Annotated in this window: 13 protein-coding genes and 1 pseudogene; 6 read left to right on the forward strand and 8 right to left on the reverse strand. The window is 72.1% G+C overall.

The window, feature by feature from the left end:
* On the reverse strand, positions 1-2,203 hold a 2,203-nt coding region (locus AB0C20_RS28680; RefSeq protein WP_357569107.1), incomplete at its 3' end, for a PhoX family phosphatase.
* A gap of 226 nt (positions 2,204-2,429) precedes the next feature.
* Here AB0C20_RS28680 and AB0C20_RS28685 point away from each other — a divergent pair.
* Both AB0C20_RS28685 and AB0C20_RS28690 read left to right on the forward strand, forming a co-directional pair.
* Positions 2,430-2,945, forward strand: coding sequence for a sigma-70 family RNA polymerase sigma factor (locus tag AB0C20_RS28685; RefSeq protein WP_051708644.1), 516 nt, complete (start codon positions 2,430-2,432; stop codon positions 2,943-2,945).
* Positions 2,942-3,658 carry a zf-HC2 domain-containing protein gene (locus AB0C20_RS28690; protein ID WP_357188838.1) on the forward strand — a complete coding sequence of 239 codons (717 nt, stop codon included), beginning with the start codon at positions 2,942-2,944 and terminating at the stop codon, positions 3,656-3,658. The genes AB0C20_RS28685 and AB0C20_RS28690 overlap by 4 nt, the downstream gene beginning before the upstream one ends.
* A gap of 121 nt (positions 3,659-3,779) precedes the next feature.
* Here AB0C20_RS28690 and rarD read toward each other — a convergent pair whose 3' ends face one another.
* The 4 genes from rarD to eccE all read right to left on the reverse strand — a co-directional run bounded on the left by rarD (position 3,780) and on the right by eccE (position 7,757).
* A complete protein-coding gene (gene rarD, locus AB0C20_RS28695) occupies positions 3,780-4,724 on the reverse strand; it encodes an EamA family transporter RarD (protein ID WP_357569108.1) in 945 nt (314 codons plus the stop codon).
* A complete protein-coding gene (locus AB0C20_RS28700) occupies positions 4,721-5,218 on the reverse strand; it encodes a GNAT family N-acetyltransferase (protein WP_357188842.1) in 498 nt (165 codons plus the stop codon). Before AB0C20_RS28700 ends, rarD begins: the two co-directional genes overlap by 4 nt.
* 128 nt (positions 5,219-5,346) lie before the next feature.
* Positions 5,347-5,733 (reverse strand): phage holin family protein, encoded by a 387-nt coding sequence (locus AB0C20_RS28705; RefSeq protein ID WP_091395522.1) that lies wholly within the window; start codon positions 5,731-5,733, stop codon positions 5,347-5,349.
* A gap of 62 nt (positions 5,734-5,795) precedes the next feature.
* Complete coding sequence (gene eccE / locus AB0C20_RS28710; protein ID WP_357569109.1) at positions 5,796-7,757, reverse strand: type VII secretion protein EccE; 1,962 nt, start codon at positions 7,755-7,757, stop codon at positions 5,796-5,798.
* A gap of 291 nt (positions 7,758-8,048) precedes the next feature.
* On the opposite strand from eccE, the gene AB0C20_RS28715 reads away from it, so the two are divergent.
* The gene (locus tag AB0C20_RS28715; protein WP_091395516.1) at positions 8,049-8,369 is read left to right on the forward strand and encodes a WXG100 family type VII secretion target; all 321 of its coding nucleotides are present in this window, start codon (positions 8,049-8,051) and stop codon (positions 8,367-8,369) included.
* Positions 8,370-8,390: 21 nt separating this feature from the next.
* A complete protein-coding gene (locus AB0C20_RS28720) occupies positions 8,391-8,684 on the forward strand; it encodes a WXG100 family type VII secretion target (RefSeq protein ID WP_238684789.1) in 294 nt (97 codons plus the stop codon).
* A 106-nt stretch (positions 8,685-8,790) separates the two neighbouring features.
* Here the strand turns inward: AB0C20_RS28720 and mycP are convergent, their stop codons facing one another.
* Entirely contained in the window at positions 8,791-10,014 is a 1,224-nt protein-coding gene (mycP, locus tag AB0C20_RS28725) for a type VII secretion-associated serine protease mycosin (RefSeq protein ID WP_357569110.1), read from the reverse strand.
* A 152-nt stretch (positions 10,015-10,166) separates the two neighbouring features.
* On the opposite strand from mycP, the gene AB0C20_RS28730 reads away from it, so the two are divergent.
* Both AB0C20_RS28730 and AB0C20_RS28735 read left to right on the forward strand, forming a co-directional pair.
* A complete protein-coding gene (locus AB0C20_RS28730) occupies positions 10,167-12,980 on the forward strand; it encodes an SseB family protein (RefSeq protein ID WP_357569111.1) in 2,814 nt (937 codons plus the stop codon).
* Positions 12,977-13,342 carry a hypothetical protein gene (locus tag AB0C20_RS28735; protein WP_266303938.1) on the forward strand — a complete coding sequence of 122 codons (366 nt, stop codon included), beginning with the start codon at positions 12,977-12,979 and terminating at the stop codon, positions 13,340-13,342. Before AB0C20_RS28730 ends, AB0C20_RS28735 begins: the two co-directional genes overlap by 4 nt.
* A gap of 4 nt (positions 13,343-13,346) precedes the next feature.
* Here the strand turns inward: AB0C20_RS28735 and AB0C20_RS28740 are convergent, their stop codons facing one another.
* Entirely contained in the window at positions 13,347-14,279 is a 933-nt protein-coding gene (locus AB0C20_RS28740; RefSeq protein ID WP_112638703.1) for an alpha/beta hydrolase, read from the reverse strand.
* 214 nt (positions 14,280-14,493) lie between these two features.
* Positions 14,494-16,861 (reverse strand): annotated as a pseudogene (locus AB0C20_RS28745) (immune inhibitor A domain-containing protein); the annotation flags it as partial.

Here is a 16,861-nt window from a genome sequence, read left to right on the forward strand (position 1 = left end):
GGGCGAGCGCTGGGAACTGATTGCCGAGTCGACCCCCGTGTGCGTCGGGGGCTGGCAGGCACCGCGACGCGAGTACGTAGCGCGACACCTGCCGATCGTCGAGGCGCCAGGTGACCACCACGCCCGGCTTGGCGTAGTCACCGTCCGGCCAGTTCGAGGCCGGGTTCTCCACCGAGGCCCCGGTGATCTCGCCCGGGTGTTGCACGGCGACGAAGACCGAGCGGTTGTCACCGGTGATGAACGGGCCGCAGGTCTCCGCGCCGAGCGGCACCGTCAGGAACTGCTTGAGGTGACCCCGCTCCGGACCCTCCACGGCGGTGGCGAACAGGCCGTCGTTGCTGCCCAGCGCGTTGCCGTCGGTGGAGATCCAGAGGTTGCCGGTGGCGTCGAAGGCGACGTTGTCCGGGCAGGAGATCGGGGAAACCTTGGTCTTGTCGTACCCGGCGAAGAAGGTCGACGGGTCGGTCGGGTCGCCGCAGACGATCGGCAGCGACCAGGCGAAGGTCTCCGAGGTGTTGTCGTTGCGGTCCTCGACCAGTTCCAGGATCTGCCCGTGCTTGTTGGCGTTGCGCGGGTTGGCCTCGTCCGCCTTCGGGTTGCTGCCGACGCCCCGGTTGGTGTTGTTCGTCAGCGCCACGTACACCTTGCCGGTGAGCAGGCTCGGCTCGACGTCCTCGGGGCGGTCCATCTTGGTCGCGCCGACCTTGTCGCCGGCGAGCCGGGTGAAGGTGAGTACGTCCGCGGCGGTCATCCCGTCGACGAACGACCGGTTGCCGCTGACCAGCCGGATCCAGCGACCCCGACCGTTGAACGCGCCGTCGGCGGGGAGCTTGCCCGTGCCGTCGATCTCGGCGGCGCTGGTCTGGTCGAGCTTCGCCACGTAGAGCGTGCCCGACTCCAGCAGTGTCAGGTTGTGCTTGCGGGCAGCCCAGGAGTTGCCCTTCATGAACTTCTTGTCCGAGACGAACTTGTAGAGGTAGTCGAACCGCTCGTCGTCGCCCATGTACGCGACCACGTGGCCGTCCTTCGCCACGATCACGTTGGCGCCCTCGTGCTTGAACCGACCCATCGCTGTGTGCTTGCGCGGGCGGCTCTCCGGGTCGAACGGGTCGATCTCGACGACCCAACCGAACCGGTTGGCCTCGTTGGGGTGCTTCGCCAGGTCGAAGCGCTCGTCCGCGCGTTCCCACTTGCGGCTGCCGCTGGGGTAGCGGCTGGCGGTGCCGATGCCGTACCGGTCCAGCTTCGGCTTCAGCTCGGCCGGGACGGCGTCGGCGCCTACGAAGTACTGGTTGAAGTTCTCCTCGCCGGAGAGCACGGTGCCCCACGGGGTCACGCCACCGGCGCAGTTGTTCAGCGTGCCGACGACAGTGCGACCCCTGGGGTCGGCGGCGGTCTTCAGCCAGGCCGAGCCGGCGGCCGGGCCGGTCAGGTCGAACTTGGTGCTCAGGGCGGTGACCCGCCGGTTGTACGGCCGAGGGCCCTTGCCGACCGGCTTCCACTGCCCGGTGCCCGCGACCCGCTCAAGCTCCACCACCGACATGCCGTGCGCGGCCATGGCGGTGCGCAGTTGCTCCACGGAGAGCCCGTCCAGGCCGGGGTAGCCCGGGAACATCAGGTCCTCGTTCGTGTACTCGTGGTTGACCACGAGCAGCGCCCGCTTGCCCTGCTTGTCCAGCGGCAGCACGCCCAGGAAGTCGTTGTTGTACCCGAACTGCTTGGACTGCGCGGCGGCGGTCTGGTGGTGCAGGTCGAACTCCGGCGCGCCCGGCAGCACCGGGTCACCCCACTTGATCACCACGGCGTGGTCGTAGCCGTTCGGCACGACAAGGGTGTCCAGCTTGTTCGGTGGGATCGGCTTGAAGGTCAGCGCGCCGTTGCCGACCCCGGTGCTGGGACGACCGAACCCGACGTTCTCCGGAACGTCCGGGGCGGTCGGGGCCGCCACGGCCGGGGCCGCCCCGGCGAGCGCGCCGGCTGCCGCGCCGCCGAAACCGAGCACCAACGCGCCGACCGCGCCGGCCCGGACCACGCCACGCCGCGACACCTCGGCGTTCACCACGTCACCGAAGTACGCGTTGTCGGAGGTGTTCGGGACCGGGTGGTCACACGCGTTCCCGCACCGGTACAGACAGGTCATGGCATCACGGGTGCCATGGCGGGTGCCGTTCAACAGGGGGAGCAGCCGGGGACGGTCGCTCATGGGGGAGGCCTCCAGAGAAGTCGGTGGCACGACAGGCGGCGTACCAGCCGGACGCTAGGAGGACGTGGTGAGCGCTCGTCAGCCGCGATGTGAACCGGGCATGAACACCTTCGTCGGCGGCATCACCACGCGACCGGTCTGACCTCGGGCTGAACCGATCGGCGTGACAGCACGTATTCCCGAGCGAACGCACCGCCGGACGCGCGCCGGAAGCGAGGAGACCGCCATCAGCGACCACGACGCCCAACTGCTCCGCGCGCTGCACGACGAGCACGCGGAGGCGCTGTACGCCCATGCCCTGCGGCTGGTCAACGGGGACCGGCAGCGGGCCGAGGACCTGGTGCAGGAGACGCTGCTGCGGGCCTGGCGACATCCGGAGTCACTCGACCCGAGGCGCGGATCGGTGCGGTCCTGGCTGTTCACCACCGCCCGCAACCTGGCCATCGACGCCTGGCGGCGGCGATCCACCCGGGTCGGCGAGGTGTTCACCGACGATCTGCCCGAACCGCCCGAGGTGATCGACGAGGCCGAACGGGCGGTGGAGGCGTGGACCGTCGCCGAGGCGCTGAACCGGCTCAGCCCGACCCACCGGGAAGTGCTTGTCGAGTGCTTCTACCAGGGGCGGTCGGTGGCCGAGGCGGCGTCCCGCCTGGGCGTACCGCCAGGGACCGTGAAATCCCGCACCCACTACGCGCTGCGGTCTCTACGGTTGGTCCTGGCCGAGATGGGGGTGACGGGATGACCCGGTGCGAGTTCGCGTACGACGACGGCGCGTACGTGCTGGGCGCCCTGGCCCCTGCCGAACGGGCGGCCTACGAGCGGCACCTGGGCGGCTGCGCCTCGTGTCGGGAGGCGGTCGCCGAGATCGCCGTCCTGCCCGGGTTGCTCGGGCGCCTCGACCCGGCGGGGTTGGAGCAGATCCTGCCGCCGCCGGCCCCGCCCCGGGTGCCCGCGCTGCTCGACGAGGCCCGCCAGCGCCGTCGTCGGGAACGCGCCGCGGACCGGCGACGGTACGCACTGACCACACTGGCCGCCGCCGGGCTGGCGCTGCTGGTCGGTGTGGGCACCGCAGTGGCGCTGCCTCGAACGGTCGACCCGTCCGGGCCGCCCGGCGCGCAGGGCAACCCGACCCCGCAGGTGTCGATGGTGGCCATGCGACCGGTGGCCGCCGCCGGGCCGGTGCACGCCGACCTCGGGCTCACCGGCACCAAGTGGGGCACCGAGGTGACAATGCGTTGTGGGTACGACGCGCGGACGAGCTACGGCAAGGCGTATCCGTTCCGGCTGGTGGCGCGCGGTCCGAACGGTGCCACCGAGCAGATCGGCTCCTGGTTGGCGGCGCCCGGCGACGACCTCAGCTTCACCGGCGCGACGAGGTTCACCGACGCCGAGCTGGTCAGTGTGGAGTTGCAAAAAGCCGACGGCACGCCCCTCCTGACCTACGCCGTCCCCTAGCCCTGGCCCTCCAACCCCGGCCCGCCCATCCGCGTCCCAGCCCCGCCCGCGCCAGTCCCGCAGCACCCGCCCGCCCATCCGCGTCGATCAAGGAGTTGTGGTGGGTGGCAAACCGCCCAAATTAGTGCCGAGCAGGCACCACAACTCCATGATCGACAGCGGGTGGGGGTGGGGTGCGGCGGGACTGGCGGGTGCGGCGGGAAGCTCGTACGGCGTCGGCGGTGAAGACGATCAGGGCCAGCCAGACCAGCGCGAAACCCGCAAGGCGGGCCGGCGGCATCGGCTCGTGAAAGATCAGCACACCGCAGCCGAGCTGGAGGATGGGCGCCAGATACTGGATCATGCCGAGGCTGCTCAGGGGCAGTCGGTTGGCCGCCCCGGCGAACAGCAAGAGCGGGATCGCCGTGGCCGCGCCGGCCAGCACCAGCAGCACTGTGTGCCCGGCCGAGACGTGCCCGAAGGTCAGGTCGGCCTTCGCCGTCAGCCAACCCAGGTAACCCAGCGCCGGCAACGCCAGCACCGCCGACTCGACGAAGAGCCCTTCCGCCGCCGGCAGCCCGAGCCGCTTCTTGACCAGGCCGTAGCCGGCGAAGCTGAACGCCAGGGTCAACGCCAGCCAGGGCAGCCGGCCGTAGTCCACTGTGAGCACCGCGACCGCCGACGCGCCGATTCCCAGCGCCACCCACTGCGCCGGGCGTAGCCGCTCCCGCAGCACAGTCACCCCGAGCAGCACCACTACCAGCGGGTTGATGAAGTAGCCGAGCGCCGTCTCCACCACCCGGTCGGAGTTGACCCCGTAGATGTAGGTGCCCCAGTTGACTGCGATCAGCGCGGCGGCGGCGACGATCCCCGCCACCGCCCAGGGGCGACGCAGCAGCGCCCGCAGGAAGCCGACGTTGCGCAGCGCCGCCAGCAGCAGCGCCACGAAGACCACCGACCAGACGATCCGGTGGGCCAGGATCTCCAGTGGGCCGGCGGGTCGCAGCAGCTTCAGGTAGAGCGGAAAGAAACCCCAGAGCAGGTACGCGCCGAGGCCGTAGAGGTATCCCAGGCGGAGTGGCGTCACGCCTCCACCGTAAGGGGCGTAGTGCTGCTTTGTTCCTTTCCGGTGATCGGGGTCACCGGGGGGCGCCGGTCCAGCTGCATCCAGCGCTGCGGCGCGTCCAGCGGGGTGAAGCCCACCCCCGCGTACACCTGGTGGGCGTCGCTGGTGCAGAGCAGGATCCGGCGTACGCCCAGCTCGTCCAGGTGGTCGCGGACCGCGCCGGCCAGCCACCCGCCCAGCCCGCGACCCCGGGCGGCCCGGTCCACGTACACGTCGCAGAGCCAGGCGAAGGTGGCGCCGTCGGTGACGACCCGGGCCACAGCGACCTGGCGGCCGTCCTCCGGCCGGTAGATGCCGAACGCCAGTGAGCCGGCGAACGACCGCTCGGTGGTCTCCCGGTCTCGTCCGAGCGCCCAGTACGCGTCGGTGGACAACCAGTGGTGCACCAGGTCCAGGTCGATCCGCGCCGGATCGGTGCTGAGCAGGTGGCCGTCGGAACTAGTCAGCGAGAACATGCCGCGACGCTAACCGCCGGGATGGGCAGTCCGGCCGCCACATTCCCGAACTCTGGTCATCGGCCCGCCGGGGCCCCGGCCGAGGTCGGAGCCCCGGACGGACCGGGTCGGCGCTGGCTGGTCGGCGGTCAGTCCCGGTCGAGGACGGCGCCGAGGATCCAGGTCACGATGCTCACGAAGAGGGCGCCGAGCACTGCTGCCGGCCAGAAACCGTCCACCGAGAACGGCAGCCCGGCCTGGTCGGCGATCCAGCTGGTGAGCAGGAAGAGCAGCCCGTTCACCACCAGGGCGATGAGACCCAGGGTCAGCAGGTAGAAGCCACAACCGACGGTCTTGATGATCGGCTGGAGAACCGCGTTGACCACGCCGAAGATCACCGCCACCAGGAGCAGCGTGGTCACCGTCTCGGTGGCCGAGTTCGAATCCAGGGAGATGCCCGGGATGAGGAGCGTGGCCAGCCAGAAAGCCAGAGCTGTGCTGGCCAGCCGGATCAGCAGACCTTTCAGAAAACCCATGGCGGGGATCGTGCCACGGACACCGCACCGACGTAACCCGCCAGCTGGCCGTGCCGGTGGAATCAGCCGCGCGTCGGCGGGCCGATCAGTTGCGCCTCGATCGGAGTGGGGGAGAGCAGTGCCCAGCGCAGCGCCCGACGGTTGACAACGGCCACCATGTCCTCCCGGATCCGGGTCAGCCACTCGGCCGAGCCGCCCAGCCCCAGCGCCGCTCCGGCCAGGGTGGCCTCGGCGGAGGTCAGTGGCTGTAGCAACGCCAGGTCGGCGCGGCTCAACGCGTCCACATCGGCAGGGGTCAGCTCGTCGCGTACCACAAGGGTGGCCCGCCACGGCGGGCCCGGCGCGGCCTCCGCCGCCACCGGTCCGGCGTCGACGATCAGCAGCAACGGACGCAGCGCGGTGCCCACCCCGTCGGCGACCGCCCGGCCGGGAGGGAGCAACGGGATCGTGCCGCCCGGCGCGCCAACCCCTCTGATGAACGGCTCCCAGGCGCGTGGCCGGGCGGTCTGCACCACCACCAGGGCACCGAGTGCCAGGGCGCGCAGGGCCACCAGCTGGGCTGCCCGCACCCCGCCGACCAGCAGGACGCGGGTGCTCTCCGGCCGGAACAGTCGCACTGTGACGGCTCGGCCGTGCCGGTTGGTGCCGACCATCAGTCCCGCGTCGCCCACTGACAGCTCCCAGTCGTCGACCGCCGGGTCGGGTCGCGCTCCGGGCGCCGGTGGGCGGGGCTGCACCCCGGGTGCCGCCAGCGCCAACGGCAGCGTGGCGGCCAGCCCGCTCAGGTGGGCCCCGTCCAGTCGGCGTAGCTTTCCGCCCAGGTCGGTCACCAGGCGGGTCAGCGCCTCGGTGGCCGCCACCAACTCGGTCGCCGTCCCGGCGGCCAGGCGTACGGTCAGCTCGGTCGGCACTCCGCTGGCCGCCGGCGGACCCGACGACGTCGACATCGTCGGCGACGGGCCTGAGCAGATCGACACCGTCGTGGCCGTCGCCGGCAGCGCGAGCAGGCGGGGCACCAGCCGGCGTCCAGCCGCAGCACCCGCGTCGGGCCGGTGGAGCAGCCGGAAGGTGGCCTGGACGAGAGTGCCGGTCCGGATCGCCGGCCAGGACTCCCGGACCGGTTCGCCGTCGTGGTGGGCCAGCTCGCCCAGGACGCGCAGCGCCGCCGGCACCCCGAGCGGCCGCGCGGCCAACGGCCCGAGCCGGCGGACGATCCGGCGGACCGTGCCGGCGAGTACCCGGCGCAGGTCCTCCTCGGACCAACCGTTCACCCGCAGCACCCGGACCGCCACCACCGCCCGCTCGCGCCCGGCGAGCCGCCCGTCGGTGAGCTGCCGGTACGACGTGCCGACGGTGCCACCGGCGCTCGGCACCGGTGCCGGCGCACCGGCGAGCAGCAGTTGGATCAGCAGCGGGGGCTGGTCCGGCCCGGTCGGGGGAAGCAACGCGGCCGGGGCGGGGATCGCCTGGGACACGTCGCCCAGCAGGTCGCCGGGGTCGCCGAGCTCCAGGAGCGCGACCATGCCGGTGGTGTCCTCCAGGACGGCCGCCGACCCGCCGGTCAACTCGGTCGAGCGGACCACGGTGCCCGGGGCGACCAGGTCGAGCAGTTCGGCCGCGTCGGCCGGCCCGGCCAACGCCCGTCGGCGGGTGAGGTGCCCGATGGCGGTGCCCAACCACTCGAACAGCCACCGCCCCCGCACCGGCACCCAGGCGGCGGCCACCAGCAGCACGGCCACCAGTACGGCCGCGGCGACGACCGGCGCGGGGCGGCCGAGGGTGACGAGCACGAGCGCCGCCGCGACCTGTGCGGTGACCAGTTGGCCGGCCCGCGCTCCGGCAGCCGCACGGCGACCTTGCGCGACCCAGTGGGCCACCGGCGACCGGCGACGAGGGGCGCGCTGACCGACCGACAGCGGGCCGCGGTCGGTGGATCGGCCCGGCCCGCCCACTCGTGGGGAGGCAGCTGCCTCGGACCCGACCGGGACCGGCGGGTGCGGCCCTCCGGTGGTGATCGCCGGCACCGTGCCTCCTCGACCAGTGGGGACCGGGGTCGGGCGGCCGGCCGCCCTCCGGCGGCCCGTCACGCGCCGCGACGTGGCTGCGGCACATCGTAAGCGACCGATGGCCGCCTCGGTTGTCCACAGGGGAAGCCGGTGGGGTAGCAGAACTGCTACGAGGTCGCTACCGTCAGCCACGAAGTCCTTCGCTGACCCGTGTCTCAGTGCTCGACGACCGGGCCAAGCGACGACGCGTCGCCACGGGGTGGGCGCGTCGACGGCCAGGTGCGATCCGAGAGACGAGGTGACGTCCGGATGTCCCAAACCAAGGCAGAAGCAGCGGTGATGCAGCAGACTGCCGCGAAGTTCGAGCAGGTGGACCAGTCGTTGCAATCCATGCTGACCGGCCTGCTGGCCGAGCTGGAGGTGTTGCAGCAAGCCTGGCGTGGCGCTGGTGGTCGGTCGTTCGAGCAGGTCAAGCAGCAGTGGTCACAGGACCAGGCGGCGCTGCACCGCGCGCTGCGCGAGACCGCCGGTGCGATCCGCACCGCCGGTCGGCAGTACCACGCGTCCGATGACGAGGTGGCCAGCCGGGTGGCCGGCACCAACCGCGGCGGCATCCAGCTGCCGCTCTGATCCCGTTGGGGAGGGAATCCGATGGACAATGGTGTGCTGGTCGTCAACTTCGCCGCGCTGCAGCAGGCCGGCGCTGACATTCAGAAGGCGTTGAACACCCTCGACGCGCAACTCGGCCAACTCGAACGCGACGCCGCCCCGCTGGTGGCGAGCTGGACGGGCGACGCGCGGCAGGCCTATGAGCAGCGGCAGGCGCGGTGGCGTTCGGCCTCGCAGGACCTGCAGGGGATGCTGCGTGACATCCGGTTGGCGGTGAACGACTCCGCCACCGACTACCTGGACACCGAGAAGAAGAACACCGGGCTGTTCCAGTGAGCGGTGTGGGCCGGGAGCGCTGACAGTGTCCGGGTCAGCGCCCCGCCCGCAGCCGATCGGCGGCCAGGGCCGTACGTCGGCGGGTTCAGGCCGTGCGCGGGCGGGCTCAGGCCGGGTCGGCCGGGCGCCAGCGTCGACGGGCGCCCCGGGGCAGCACCAGGGCGAGCAGCGCCACTGTGACCGCCGTGATGCCGGCCACCGCCCCGACAAGCAGGGCTCGGTCCCGTGCGGCGGCCCGGCGGGCCTGGTGGGCGAGCTGCGCCGGGTCGGCCCGGTCGTCGGCAAGGGCGGCGATCGGCCGCGCGTCGGCCGCACGGCCGCCGCTGGTCTCGGTGACCGCACGGTAGGGGTTCAACACGCCGGCGCCGTACCCGCCGCCCCGGCCCGAGCCCGGAGCTGGATCGGCGGTGGAGATGATCCGCTCCGCCACCTGGGCGGCGGTCAGCTCCGGCCGGTATTGCCGCAGCAACGCGGCGGTGGCGGCCACGAAGGGCGCCGCGTAACTGGTGCCTTCGACCCGATGGTGGCCGGCACCGGGTGCGGCGGTCAGCACCTCGCTGCCCGGGGCCACGAGGTCGACGTACGGGCCGGTCTGCGAGAACGTCGCCCGCGCGCCGTCCGCCCCGATCGCGCCCACGCCGAGCACCCCGTCGTACCCTGCGGGGAAGGGCCGGGGGTCCCCGCTGTCGTGCAGATTGCCGGCGGCGGCAACCAGCACCACGTCCCGGTCGACCGCGTACCGCACTGCCGAACGGACCTCCGGATCGTCCGCGTACAGCACCACGGACAGGTTCACCACGTCGGCGTCATGGTCGACGGCCCACCGGATGGCCCGGGCGAACTCGTCGGCGCTGACCGTGCGCCCGGACTCCCGCCCCTGCACCACCTGCTGCTCACTCACCCGCACCGGCAGGATTCGGGCACCCGGCGCCAGGCCGCGGAAGGCGACGTCGGGGCGGGGTGCCGCGGCGATGATGCTCGCCACACCGGTGCCGTGCCCGGCGCAGTCCCGGCCGCCGTCCCCGCCGGGGTCGAGCAGGTCGGTGCCGGCCAGCACCCGCCCAGCCAGCTGCGGGTGCACCCGGTCAACCCCCGAGTCGACCACAGCGACTGTCACCCCGGCGCCGGTGGCCAGCGGCGCGAGCCGCGCCGGGTCGTACCGTTGCTGTGGCCAGGGCCTGGCCGCTACCGGCCGGACGGGGGTGAGTGGTGTCGCGCAGGCCGGTGCCGCCCGGAGCCCGGCGGTGGCGGCGACTGTCGGAAGGGCCGGTACGGTCAACAGGCTGGCGGCCAGACCTGCGAGGACCGGGCGCGTGATCGATCGGGACATCGACACCCTCCGTATCGTGTCGGCTCCGGAACGGGATGTTATCGCCTCCTCCGGGCCCTGGCAGGCCGCCGCCGGCCAGCCATTGTGATCTTGGTACCACCTTGTAGGTTGTACGCGATACCTGTGGCCTGTTCTCGGAAGGGGAGGTGGCCGTGACCGCATGGGAGCCGGCCACGGAGGCCGAGGTGGCGATGCGCGACGCGCTGCGCGCCAACGACCAGGAGTTGTACTTCCGGCTCCTGTCCCGCACCGATGTGCTGCTGCCGGTCTCCGCGCCGACGCAGCCCGGCCAGCCACCCGCCGGATGGGGCACCTGGACCACCGGCGGCCGGACCCACGTCCTGGCCTTCACCTCCGCCGCCGCCCTGCGAGCCTGCCTCGGCGATCATGCCGGCAGCAACCGACGCATCCCCTTCGCCGATCTCGCGGCCAGCTGGCCCAACCACGAGTGGTGGCTCGCCGTCAATCCGGGTCTGCCGGTTGAGGGTTACCTGCCGGCCTGGTTCGTGTCGCAGCTGTCCCGAGGTGACGTGCGACTGCCCGGCCGTGCCATGGGTGCCCGGGCTCGCCTGGAACGGGCCGAGACGTTGGCGCGCACCCGGCCCGGCGCGCCACTGCGGGACGCCGCGTCACTGCGGGACACCGCGCCACCGCGGGACGCCGCGCCAGCCGCTGGATCGCCTCCGGTGACGGGGGCGGCCCCGTCCGGGCCCGAGAGTGCTCCGCTCGCACCCCGAAGGCCCGCACGAAGCCCGGCCCCACGGGTGGGGGCACCGCCGGTGCCGGGTCCGGCGCCTCGGCCACCCGTCCCCGCTGAGCCGCCGCGCCGACCTGCCGAGGAGGACCTACCCGCCGCCGGTCAGCGGCACCTGACCGAACCGCCCCGGCCCGCGCCGGGCAACGGAGCGCTGCCCCGAGCCGGGCGGCCGTCCCGGTTCACGCCGTTGGCGACCGCCGGCCCCACCACCGACCAGGCCGGGCCGGGCGCTGGCTGGCCCGCAGGGACCCGACCGGGCGACGTCGACGGCCCCGCTCCGGCTAACGGCAACGGTGGCCCCCAGGCCGCGCCTCGCCGCTCCTTCTTCGACCCCAGCCCGGCCCGCGACCCGGCCGCGAGCGGGGGACACCCCGGTGACCGGGCGGCCCCGCCGACCCGGTTCGGGCGAGGCAGCCAGCCCTTCCCTCGCCGCCGCCCAGCCGATGCGCCGGCCGACGAGACCGCGACGCGGGCCTTTCCGATGGCGGCGGACCCGGCAGCCACTCAGCCGATACGACGGCCGGAGGGCGGCCTCGGCGCGTCCCGCGGGATGGACGCGCCACCATCCGGCGAGGAGATCACCCAGCCGCTGCCGCCGCGCCGGCACAACCCACTGGCTGAGGAGCCCACCCGCGCGTTCCGGATGACCGGTGAGCCACCCCTGACCGGTGCGCCTGGGCGGCCATCGGCGGAGGAGACGCAGGCGATTCCCCAGGACCGGCCGGGCCGGTTCGCGCCGACGGAGGATCTGCCGGCGTCCGTCGCGGAACCGGTCTCCGGGCCGCCCGCGCCGCGCCGGGGCTTCACGCCCATCGTCATCGAGGGCACCATCATCGAGTCCCGCGACATCACCGACCCGGTCGAGAGCAGCGCGCCGGTCGACGCGCCCCGACGGCCCAGCCCCGCCGAGGCCGCCCCGCCGCCGTTCGGCTCGCCGCCCCCTGATCCGGGCCTGTTTAGTCCGTCGTCGTTCGGATCCAACCCGTCCGGGCCCACGTCGTTCAGCCCCGGCCAGCCGGCCCCGAGCCCGTCCGCCCCGCACCCGGTGGTTCCGGCAGAGGCCGGCGCTGCCGGCGGCGGCCCGGGTGACCCGCGAATCGACGGCCGCGTCGACGCCCCGCTCCGCGCCGACAGTGCTGTTTCGTCGGCCGGCCCGGCCAGTACGGACCAGGACGGCGGCGCGAGCGTGATCGCGGACGACGTTCCGCACCCACCGGTCGACGAGCCGGCGCCGGTCGAGTTCGAGCCGGCCAACACTGTCGAAGAGGACCTGCTCAGCGCCGCAGGCTCGGGCAGCACCGACACGTTCCTGTCCACCCTCCTGCTGGCCCGGGTGCTACTGCCGGCGGCACCGGACTCGGTGCGGGGAAGCCGCCCCGGAGATCCCGGCTTCGTCTGGCGTACCGGGCAGCTCGACGGCGAGACGTACGTGGTGGTCTACACGTCGTCGGAGCGCCTCGCCGACCACGTCGAGGGGGATGTCGACACGGTCCGGGTGAAGTTCGCCCAACTGATCCGGCGTTGGCCCGACGAGGACTGGTCGTTCGCCGTCAACCCGGGCACGCCGGTGGGTGCCAAGTTGCCCGGCGAGCAGATAGTCGCGTTGGCCAACTGGGCCGCCGAGGTGGGGCTCGGGGACGACCTGGAAGTGGACCAGGTGGAAGCGCCGGCCGCTGCCGAACCCGCCGCCCGTCCCCGGTATGCCCCCGCGGCGGTCGACCCGACCCGGCCGACGGTCATGCAGAAGGCGGTCGCCCCCAGCCAGCTCGCGTACTACCTGGATCGTGGGTACGACCGGGTGTCCGGGTTCGTACACCGAGCCGGTGAGCTGTCCCACCTGACCACACCGGCTCAGGTGCACGAGGCGCTGGGCCTCAGCTACCCCGGCTCGCCGTTCGCTCCGGACGCCGAGGAGATCTACGTGCTGCGCTGGCCGGCGCACCGGCCGAGCCTCTACCGCATCCCGTACGGCGGTCAGAACGAGCCGGCGATGCGGGCCATGGAGGGCTGGGTCATCGAACGTCCGCCGTTCCGGGGCAACGGCTTCGCCCCTGGTGAGAGCAGCGACGTGGTGGCGGAGTTCAAAGTGGACAGCGCACGGCTGCCGCACGGCGCCCAGCTCTGGCGCATCGGCGCGGACGGCAGCGAGCGGGTGGTCGCGGAGCTGGACACCGACTCGGTCATCTGGCGACGGGTCGGGGAGGCGTGATGCGCGACGGTTACGTGGCCCGTTGGCAGGGCCGGGAATACCAGGCCAGCCCGGACGGCGACGACATCCGCCTCTACCAGCCCGAGCCGGGTGAGGGCTTCGAGGAGGTCCGTGCGGGCCGCTACGTCCGGGTGCTGCCGGCGAGCGAGATCGAGGATCTGGCGTACGTGCGGACCACCTGCACCTGGCAGGGGCAGCCGTTCATCGTGCTCGGCAAGCACGACGCCTGGCTGCGGGTGGAGTACACCGGTGGTCGCTGGCCGGTGGCCGAGGCGATGCGACTGGAAGTCTTCGACTTCGGCGTCTACCAGGGTTGGGCGCCGGCCGCCGAGGTCACCGACCTGCGGGAGCAGCGGGTCTGACAGGTCAGGTCTTCGCCCACCGCAGGATCTCGCCGAGCACCAGTTCCGGTGCCTCCAGGTGCGGGAAGTGCCCCACCCCGTCGAGCAGTCGCCACTCGTACGGGGCGACGACGTACCGGCCGGAGCCCAGCGCTGTACGCGGCAGGGAGGCGGTGTCCAGGGCGCCGTGCAGTTGCAGGGTCGGGGTGGACAGTGGCTTCTGCATCAGGCGGACGAACCGGTAGCCGTGCAGTCGCAGCAGCGAGCGGAACGCCCAGCGGTAACCCTCCAGTGCGCAGAACGCGGCCTGCGGGATGCACATCGCCTCCCGGCACCGTTCGGCGTACGCCTCGAAGTCCGGCCCGGCCACCCACTGTGGGCCACCCCAGCGGCGCATGATCTCTCCGACTGCCGCAGCGCCGTCGCGGGTCAGGACGTGCTCGTAGCGGGGTAGCTGGAACTTCAACGCCGGTGTGGAGGCGGTGAACTGCCCGCGCGGGTCTGCGAAGATGGCGGCGCGCAGTCGCAGCGGGTGCGGTGCCCCCAGCACGACGAGCCGGCGGACCAGGGACGGGTGGAACGAGGCCACCGTCCAGGCCACCATGCCACCGAGGCCGCTGCCGACGATCGTCGCGGAACGTTCACCGAGCGCGCGGATCAGCCCGGCGATGTCGGCGGCGAGGGTGTAGCCGTCGTACCCCCGTGGCGGTTTGTCGCTGGCCCCGTAGCCGCGCAGGTCCACGGCGACCGCCCGGAAGCCGGCGTCGGCGATCGCCGGCAGCATCTGGTGCCAGGCCCACCAGTGCTCCGGGAAGCCGTGCAGGAAAAGCACCATCGGCCCGGTGCCGCCCTCGACCACGTGGAACCGGCTGCCGTTGGCGCCGACGAAACGGTGCGTCCACGGCCCCTCGGTGAGGACACAGGACTCGTCGACGGCCCCGCCGCGCTGGTCGGTCATGGCAGACAGCCTAGGACCCGGTTGCCGCGGGCGACCCTGGTGGTCGCGTTGAACAGGGGAAAGCCCCGGGTAGTCCCGGAGCGGGACCAGGGGAGATGACTCGACCGCCAGTGGAGAAACACGGTCCGGAAACATCCGGGAGGTGGCGCGCAAAGGGCGACGCCCCGGGCAGATCACCTGCCCGGGGCGTCGCTGGTTGGTGCGGGATCAGTGGTCAGCTGATCCGGATCTTCATCGAGGTGCCGTCCTGCTCCAGAACCTTGATCTTGACACCGGTCGCGGGGAGCTTGACGCCGTGGTTCGGCAGCTCCTCGTAGAAGTACTTCTTGGTGTCGTCGAACAGCGGCTCAGCAGCCTGGCCACGGATGTACTGCGGCTGGCTGTTCAGGTGCAGGGTGAACGAGTCGGCCTTGTTCAGGCTGAACGGTGCGTCGTACACCTGGACGCGGGCCCGCCACGGAGCCCCGGTCAGGTTGTAGATCGGGCGCGGGTGCGCGTCGATGTACAGGTTGCGACCCTCACCCGGGTGACCACCCGGGTTGGACGCCGACGCCGGGGCGGTGTTGTTGTCCGACCAGCGGGTGTTCCAGTACGAGATGAGCAGGCCCTCCTGGTACGCGTAGTGGTCCACCCAGTCCGGGCGGGTGTTCGCGTAGCCGAAGAAGTACGGGCCGGTCTTCAGGTACTTGTCGTACGAGACGTACGACCGGTTGCCGGCGATGTAGAAGTTGTCGAACAGCCGGGTGTAGGTCGCCCCGACCACCTGGAACTCTTCCAGCGCCCAGCCGGCGTCGGTCTCGGCGCCGTCGCTGAACACGGTCTGACCGTCGGCGGTCACGGTGATCGCGTCACCGAAGAAGCCGCCCTCGGAGACGCCACCGTCGGTGACGTAGTGCAGGCGGACCTGCGCCACCTTCCCGGCGACCGAGGTCAGCGGGATGTTGATGTCAGCCCAGGCGCCCTTGCTGGTGCCGGCGAGGGCCGGACGCCCCGCGCCGTCGACGCCGATCGGCGAACCGTTGACGGTGCCGTTCAGGTCGGTCCAGGTCTTGCCGCCGTCCGTGGACGCCTCGAAGTAGAGGAAGTCGTAGCCGGCCTCGATGCTGTACTTGCCCTTGAGCGACAGTGCCGCCGCGGACTTGCCGGTGAGGTCGAACGTCCTCGTCATCCTGCTGTCGAGGTCGTCCTCGTTACCGGAGAAATACTGCTTGGCACCCTCGAACGGTGCGCCGTAGTTGAACGTGTACTCGCGCGGCGGCAGCACGACCACGGCGGCCTGTGCCTTGTCCGAGTTGTACTCCTGCGGGCCGAGCTCCAAGGAGCGCTTCTGCCCCGCCACGATGACCTCGTAGTCGAGCCAGCCGAGCTGGAGCTTGTTCCACGCCCCGAGGTCGCCGCCCCGGTCGCCGATGCCGACGTCATTCTTGGCGCCGAGCCGGCTCTGGGCCATCAGGGTCCAGTGCTCGTTGCTGTTGTCCGCCGGGCCGTAGTCGTCCGGCAGGCCCAGGTCGTGGCCGTACTCGTGGTAGAAGACGCTGCGACCGCCGTTTTCCGGCTGGATCGTGTAGTCGCGGATCCAGACGCCGGTGTTGCCGATCTGGGTGCCGCCGATCGGGAAGTTCGGCGGGCCGACGGGCGAGCTGTTGAACGCCGACCAGCGGTGGCTCCAGATCGCGTCCTCACCCTGCTGCGGGTCACCGTCGGCCTGGTCACCGCCGGAGTGGACGATCTGGAAGTGGTCGATGTAGCCGTCCGACTCGTTGAAGTCGCCGTCACCGTCGAAGTCGAACCGGTCCCACTGGTCGAAGGACTTCATCTCGGTGGCGATCTGGGCGTCCGTCCGACCCTTGGCCTTCTGGTCGGCGACCCACTGGGTGGCGGCGTCGGCGATCAGGTTCCAGGTGTTCGCGCAGACGTTGTCGGGGCAGACGGCCCGGTCGTCCTGCGGGTCCGGCTCCTGGCCGGGCTCCGGGTCCGGGATCGGGTCGTCGGAGCGACCGTAGCGGGCCTCGTTGTACCGGACCTTGACCCAGTCGGTCACCTCACCGTCGACGGTGTAGCGACCCGAGGACTGGGCCTCGTAGTACTGCTTGAGCGACTCGTCGCCCGGGTTGGTGCCGAAGTAGAGCTGGCGGAAGTGCTCCGGGCTGAAGTCCGGCTGCCAGATGGTGGAGTTGTCCACGGCCCGGTTGGGCTCGGGGATCTTGTTGTGCAGCGGACCATCGAACGTCGTCGGTCCGGCGATGTCCGGGTTCATGTCCTTGTCCGGGTAGGACGGGTGCCGTTCGTCCCCGAACTCGGCCAGGATCACGAAGATCTTGTCGGTCCGCTCGCGCTTGAGCTCGACGTACTGGTCCTTGGTCTGCTTCGCGCCAGCGGTGGTGCGGGCGTTGGCGCCCAGTCCGGCCGCCTTGGCGACCTCGCCGACCTTGACGACAGTGCTTCCGTTGCGCTCGATCGGCTTGCTCCGACCGCTCAGTACGTCGCCCCGCGCCATGCTCACCGCCCTGCTGAGGGGCGCACGCGAGCGCGGGGCGGCGGTCAGCGCGCTCTACCCGACAGTCGCCGCCCCGTACCGGGCC

The sequence above is a fragment of the Micromonospora sp. NPDC048843 genome (assembly GCF_040649965.1).
Taxonomy (GTDB): Bacteria; Actinomycetota; Actinomycetes; order Mycobacteriales; family Micromonosporaceae; genus Micromonospora; species Micromonospora hortensis.

What these genes read in the sequence shown, in the direction of transcription:
- AB0C20_RS28690 (WP_357188838.1), top strand. Translation starts at nt 2,942, where the DNA reads ATGACCCGGTGCGAGTTCGCGTACGACGACGGCGCGTACGTGCTGGGC.
- AB0C20_RS28700 (WP_357188842.1), bottom strand. Translation starts at nt 5,218, where the DNA reads ATGTTCTCGCTGACTAGTTCCGACGGCCACCTGCTCAGCACCGATCCG.
- AB0C20_RS28705 (WP_091395522.1), bottom strand. Translation starts at nt 5,733, where the DNA reads ATGGGTTTTCTGAAAGGTCTGCTGATCCGGCTGGCCAGCACAGCTCTG.
- AB0C20_RS28715 (WP_091395516.1), top strand. Translation starts at nt 8,049, where the DNA reads ATGTCCCAAACCAAGGCAGAAGCAGCGGTGATGCAGCAGACTGCCGCG.
- AB0C20_RS28720 (WP_238684789.1), top strand. Translation starts at nt 8,391, where the DNA reads ATGGACAATGGTGTGCTGGTCGTCAACTTCGCCGCGCTGCAGCAGGCC.
- mycP (WP_357569110.1), bottom strand. Translation starts at nt 10,014, where the DNA reads ATGTCCCGATCGATCACGCGCCCGGTCCTCGCAGGTCTGGCCGCCAGC.
- AB0C20_RS28740 (WP_112638703.1), bottom strand. Translation starts at nt 14,279, where the DNA reads ATGACCGACCAGCGCGGCGGGGCCGTCGACGAGTCCTGTGTCCTCACC.